Origin of the sequence: Paraburkholderia sp. Ac-20342 (assembly GCF_017104985.1) — a bacterium.
Lineage (GTDB): Bacteria > Pseudomonadota > Gammaproteobacteria > Burkholderiales > Burkholderiaceae > Paraburkholderia.
The window spans coordinates 1-5,889 of record NZ_JAAGPQ010000172.1; the positions used below are offsets into that span (position 1 = coordinate 1).

6 protein-coding genes are annotated in these 5,889 nt (G+C 65.8%); all 6 read left to right on the plus strand.

The genetic code is table 11. The features are described from left to right. On the plus strand, positions 1–780 hold a 780-nt coding region (locus G3N58_RS33255), incomplete at its 5' end, for a YadA-like family protein (RefSeq protein WP_241017338.1). Positions 781–875: 95 nt separating this feature from the next. Next, positions 876–1,577, plus strand: a complete 702-nt coding sequence (locus G3N58_RS33260; RefSeq protein WP_205991119.1) for an OmpA family protein — start codon at positions 876–878, stop codon at positions 1,575–1,577. A 248-nt stretch (positions 1,578–1,825) separates the two neighbouring features. Beyond that, positions 1,826–2,986, plus strand: a complete 1,161-nt coding sequence (locus G3N58_RS33265) for a DUF2827 family protein (RefSeq protein WP_206001309.1) — start codon at positions 1,826–1,828, stop codon at positions 2,984–2,986. Beyond that, positions 2,980–4,110 (plus strand): DUF2827 domain-containing protein, encoded by a 1,131-nt coding sequence (locus G3N58_RS33270; protein ID WP_167285808.1) that lies wholly within the window; start codon positions 2,980–2,982, stop codon positions 4,108–4,110. The genes G3N58_RS33265 and G3N58_RS33270 overlap by 7 nt, the downstream gene beginning before the upstream one ends. A 17-nt stretch (positions 4,111–4,127) precedes the next feature. Further along, on the plus strand, positions 4,128–4,748 hold the full coding sequence (locus tag G3N58_RS33275) for a hypothetical protein (protein WP_206001310.1): 621 nt from the start codon (positions 4,128–4,130) through the stop codon (positions 4,746–4,748). Continuing rightward, a partial coding sequence (locus tag G3N58_RS33280) for a DUF2827 domain-containing protein (RefSeq protein WP_206001311.1) occupies positions 4,745–5,889 on the plus strand: 1,145 nt, incomplete at its 3' end. The genes G3N58_RS33275 and G3N58_RS33280, both read left to right, overlap by 4 nt.

The following is a 5,889-nucleotide window of genomic DNA, read 5'->3' on the forward strand; positions in this document are numbered from 1 at the left end:
TCGACCGGCCTGAGCACAACAAACAGCAACGTCGCCTCGCTGTCCACCTCAACCTCATCGGTCGTCAACGCCCTGTCCACCGGCCTGAGCACGACCAGCAGCAACGTCTCCTCCCTGTCGACAGTCGTCTCGACCACCCGCACGCACTACTACAGCGTGAACGACAACGGCACACAGGGCAGCAACTACAACGACGACGGGGCCAGCGGCGTCAACTCGATGGCCATGGGCGTCAATGCAACGGCGGCGGGCGCGGGCGGCATTGCTCTCGGCTCCAGCGCCAGTGCATCCGCGGACGGTGCGACAGTGATCGGTGCGAACGCGCTCGGCAGCGGCACGAACAGCGTCGCGCTCGGTGCCAATGCGTCGGCGAGCGGCCAGAACTCGGTCGCGCTCGGCGCGGGTTCCGTCGCCAGCGAAGACAACACGGTCTCGGTCGGCTCGCCGGGTAACGGGCGCCGGATCACCAATGTCGCACCGGGTGTCAACCCGACCGACGCGGTGAACATGTCCCAGTTCAATTCGCTCCAGAACTCCGTGTCGTCCGTCGCGCGAACGGCCTACTCGGGTGTGGCCGGTGCCACGGCACTGACGATGATTCCGGACGTCGACAAGGACAAGACCATCGCCGTCGGTATCGGCACCGGCGCCTATCAGGGCTACGGAGCGGTTGCGCTCGGCTTCACGGCCCGCATCACCGAGAACGTGAAGATCAAGGGCGGTGTCGGGGTGAGCAGCGCGGGCAGCACGTACGGGGTCGGGGTGGGCTACCAGTGGTAAGGCGCCGCGCGGGTGCCGGGCGTTTCGCCTGGCCCCCGCCGGTTCAGCGGCATCCCCGCGATGGAAGATAAACGACATGAAACATGAGGTTCAACATGCGTAACACGATGTTGTGCGTAGCGGCGATGGTTGCTCTCGCCGGTTGCTCGTCCGCGTCAGGGCCGTCGTTCAGTGCCTGGTCGGTCGACCGGCAGGACGGCCAGCAGACCTATCGGGTCGAGTGCAGCGGCCTGCTCGAAAGCGCGGAAACCTGCTATCGCAAGGCGCGCGAGATTTGCCATGACGAGGCCGTGCGTCCGCTCGAGGGCGCGGCACCGCTGGGCTCGACGACCACGGACGGCAAGCCGGACTTTCGCAAGCTGATATTCCAGTGCGGCGCACCGGCACCGCAGCCGTCCACGGCCGCGCCCGCTGTTGTCCCCGCTGCCGTCCCCGTGCCGGCCCCCCTGCCGACGCACGTCACGCTGGCAGGCGATGCCAACTTCGATTTCAACAGGGCGACGCTGACTCCAGCCGCTAAGGCTCAGCTCGACAAGCTGGTTGCAAACGCGCAAGGCATGAGCTTCGGCACGGTCGCGATCGACGGCTACACCGACGGCATCGGCTCGCCGGCCTACAACCTGCGTCTGTCGCAGGCACGCGCGCGGACGGTGGCGGACTACCTGAAGTCGCACGGGCTGAACGCGGCGCGGTTCGACGTTCAGGGCCATGGCAGGACGCATCCCGTCGCGACCAACGCGACGGCCGACGGCCGGGCACAGAACCGGCGTGTCGGGATCACGTTGTCGGGAAACTAGCAGGCTAACCCCTCGGGACTCCTTGCTTCCGGATGATGTCCTCGTGTATGTCCGGAAGTTACCTGAGGTTTGGGGGTCGATTCTCCGGTTCGATCCTCTTTTTTATTCGCAGTCGACGCAGCGGGGGCGTCATGACCGGGGGCCGTCGATGGACAGGGCGGCACCGCCCGATCCGTCGGGCTACGCACGAGAAGTATCGGAACACACACAAAAAACACGAGGACTGACCTTCAGAAGGCGGAAACAACATGCGTATTGGCATCTCGCTGGCCACCCGGAATGGCCAGACTGTATGGGACAACGGGCTGGGGCAGAACGTGTTCTTCCTCGCGAAGCTGCTGCGGGCCTTGCCGGCGGTCCGGGACGTCGTGCTGCTCAATTGCGGACCCGGGCCGCGCCTGCCCGACGACGTCCGGGCGTTACTGCCGGACCTGAAGCTGCTGCCGGCCAGAGAGGCGACCGAGCTGATCGACGTCGCGATCGAAATGAGCGGCGGGCTCGATATCGAGTGGCTCGATTATTTTCGGGCGCGCGGCAGGCGCGTCGTCTATTTCTGCTGCGGGCAGCCGTATGCCGGATTGGTCGAGCCGGGCGTGTTCAGGCGGGGCGGCTATTTCGCGCGCGCGGACCGCTGCGACGAGATCTGGATTCTGCCCAAGGACCGCGTCTTCCGGCCGATGCTCGAAACGCTGCATCGCTGCCCGGTCGTCGAGGTGCCGTATCTGTGGGACCCGATGTTCATCGACGGGCGCGCCCGCATGCTGGGCGACGCAGGGCAGCGCTTCGGATTCGAGCCGGCGAGCGGTTCCACCGACACGCCGCGCGCGCTGCGCGCCGCGATTTTCGAGCCGAACATCTCCGTCGTGAAGTGCTGCATGATTCCCGTGCTGCTTTGCGACATGGCGTTTCGCGCCGAGCCCGGCGCGATTGCCGGTCTGAGCGTGCTCAACAGCGCCCAGTTCGAGCAGCATCCGACGTTTTCGTTCATGCGCGATTCGCTCGAACTGAATCGCGCGGGCCGCGTGCATGTCGACCACCGGCACGGCTTCGTCGACTTCATGAGCCGGGCCGCCGATGCGGTCGTCTCGCATCAATGGCAGAACGACCAGAACAATCTGCATCTGGATGCGCTGTACGGCGGTTATCCGCTCGTCCACAACTCGGCGTGGCTCTCCGGCCTCGGCTACTACTACCCGGAGTTCGACGTGCGGGCCGGCGCGCAGGCGTTCCTTCGCGCGGCACGCCAGCATGATGCGGGCTTCGCGGACTATAAGCGCCGCGCGCGCGAATTTCTCGCCGGACTGCACCCGCTCGCACCCGGGAACGGCACCCGCTATTTCCAGCAGCTGCTTCACGTAACCGCCCGCGCTCATCGCGGAGGTGCAGCATGCGGAGGTGCAGCATGCTGAAGCGCCAGCGCATCAAGGTCGGCATCACGATTTTTCTGCGTGCCGGCGAGCAATCGATCTGGGAGAACGGCATCTTCCAGAACTGCTACTTCCTTGCGATGCTGCTGCGGCAATCGCCGGTCGTCGAGGCGGCTTGCCTCGTCAACGGCGGCGACGGCAACCCGTCGGATGCGAAGTCGTTTCTCGAACATTCGCCGGTGCCCGTCATCGATCTCGACACCGCGCGGGAACAGCTCGACGTCGTGATCGAACTGAGCGCGCAGCTGAATCCGGACTGGGCGCGCAGCTTCTGCGACCGCGGCGGCCGCGTGATCGGCATGCGCGTCGCGAACGACTATGTGATCGACATCGAGCGGATGATGTTCGGCATGTCGCACGGGCTGCTGTTCTCCGGCACGCCGTACAGCGCGATCTGGACGCTGCCCGCCTTCGCGAAGACCTGCACCGGCTATTACGAGGCGGGCTCGCGCGCGCCGGTGAAGGTCATGCAGCACCTGTGGAATCCGGCGCTGCTGGAGCGTTCGCTGAAGCCGGCCCACGCCGGTGGCACGTTCGGCTATGTAGCGGGCCGCTCGCGCTGGCGCCTCGCGATTCTCGAACCGAACATCTGCATGGTCAAGACGGCGCATATCGCGATGCTGATTGCGGATCTCGCGTACCGGCAGGACCCGGAATGCGTCGAGTATCTGCGCGTGTTCAATGCGATGCCGCTCAAGGAAGAGGCCTCCTTTGTCGGCTTCGCGCGCAGTCTCGATCTGACGCAGCACGGGCGGGCGACCTACGAGCCGAGATTGCCGGTCTACGAGATCCTGACCGTGCAGGCCGATGCGGTGATCTCGCATCAATGGGAAAACGCCCAGAACTATCTGTACTACGAGGCGTTGTACGGCGGCTATCCGCTGATTCACAACTCCACGCTGATCGGCCATTGCGGCTATCGCTACGACGGCTTCGACTGTCAGGACGGCGCGCTCGCGTTGCGGCGCGCGTTCGCGGAGCATGACCTGAGACTGGACGACTACCGCCGCGAGGCGGGAGACTTTCTCGCCTCGCTGGACCCGGAGTTGCCCGCCAACGTCGAGCAGTACAGCGCGGCGCTCACCGCGGTTTTCGAGGGGGCATGATGAACACGAAACGTCGTATGCGCTCCCGTACCGCGATGGCCGCGGGCTTCGCGCTGGCGCTCGCATGGGCGGCCGTGCAACCGGCCGGCTTCGCGCAGGCGCAGCCGCTGCCCGCGGCCGGTCCTGTCGCGGGCCCTGTCGCTGGCCCCGTCGCCGGTCCCGCCAACGGGCCGGCCGCGAGACCCGCAGCCGGCACCGTGCTCGCGCAGGCCGCGCAGGAAATCGGCATTCACCGCTGTTACGACGCCGTCGCGCAGATCTCGGCGCGCGTATTCGACCGCGCCTCCCGAGCGGACGTGCTGCTCGACTGGCAGCGCTCGGGTCCCGATACCGGGCCGTTCTTCTCGCTGTCCGGCATCGCCTTTCCGCAATCGTCGGCGCTGCTGTCGCTCGTCACGGTGCCGGGCGCCGGCGGCGGCTGTTCGGTCGTGGCCGAGCGTATTTCCAGCGCACCGTTGCCCTGCGCACAGGTGGCGCGCAGCGAACTGAGCGGCTATCGCGCCACGCCGCTCGTCAGATCCGTCATGGTCTATACCGAAGCGGCGCATCCGCGCGAGGCCGTCGTGCTCGTCGACACGCCGCCTTCGTGCCTGATCCTGCGCCGTCAGGTGCAATTCCCGCGGGAGGCCGCACAATGAACGCACTGCATGCTTCGGAGCACGAAGCTCCCGGCCCGCGCCCGCTGCGGATCGGCATCACGATCGGCCTGCACCATGAGGCCGAGAGCCTGTGGGTCAACGGCATCAAACAGAATGCGCTGTACCTGATGCGGGTGTTCCAGCATTCGCCGCTGCGCCACCAGGTGGTGCTCGTCAACACGACTTCGGTGGCGATTACGGCGAAGCTGCCGTGGGATCTCGAACGCTACCCGGTGCGGCGCTTCGAGGACGTGAAAGACAGCCTCGACGTCCTGATCGAGCTCGGCGGCCAGATCAATGCCGGTCAGACCGGGTACATCAGGGCGCGCGGCACGAAGCTCGTCAGCTACTGCTGCGGGCCGGAATACGTGCAGCTGATGGAAGCGATGATCTTCAACCGCAGGATGGCCGACTCGATCTTCATCAATCAATGCTACGACGAGGTCTGGGTCATTCCCCAGGTGGTCGAGACGAGCCTGCCGTTCTTCAGGACCTTGCGCCGCTGTCCGGCGCGTGAAGTGCCGTTCGTCTGGGATCCGATGTGCATCGAAGCGCGCGCGCGCGAGCTGCCCCATCACGGCGAATACCGCCCCGCCAGGGGACCGCGCCGGCTCTCCGTCATGGAGGCGAACCTCGACGTGCTGAAGTTCTGCCTCTATCCGATGCTGATCGCGGAGAACGCGTACCGGATCGTCGGCGACGGGATTTCGCATCTGCACGTCACCAATGCGGAACGTCTCGCGACGCAGTGCCCCGAGTTCATCGGCATCGCGCGTTATCTGGACCTCGTGCGCGACCGCAAGGCGAGCTTCGTCGGTCACTTCGAAACGCCGGAGTTTCTCGCGGAACATACGGACATCGTCGTGTCCCATCAATGGGGGCTGGCGCTGAACTACTTCTACTTCGACGTGTGCTGGAACGGCTATCCGTTCGTGCACAACGCGCAACTGTGCCGCGAGCTCGGCTACTACTACGCCGGTAACGACGTCGACGAAGGCGCGCGCCAGCTCGTGCAGGCGATCCGCCATCACGATGCCGACTGGGAAGGGTATCGGGACCGTCAGCGCCGCATCATCGCGCGCTATCTGTCGACGAACGCCGAAGTCGTGGCGCGCTATGACGGGTTGCTGCTGCAGCTGGA

Bases quoted from the DNA above. Each gene is read 5' to 3' on its own strand.
- G3N58_RS33260 (WP_205991119.1), top strand. From the start codon at position 876: ATGCGTAACACGATGTTGTGCGTAGCGGCGATGGTTGCTCTCGCCGGT.
- G3N58_RS33265 (WP_206001309.1), top strand. From the start codon at position 1,826: ATGCGTATTGGCATCTCGCTGGCCACCCGGAATGGCCAGACTGTATGG.
- G3N58_RS33270 (WP_167285808.1), top strand. From the start codon at position 2,980: ATGCTGAAGCGCCAGCGCATCAAGGTCGGCATCACGATTTTTCTGCGT.
- G3N58_RS33275 (WP_206001310.1), top strand. From the start codon at position 4,128: ATGCGCTCCCGTACCGCGATGGCCGCGGGCTTCGCGCTGGCGCTCGCA.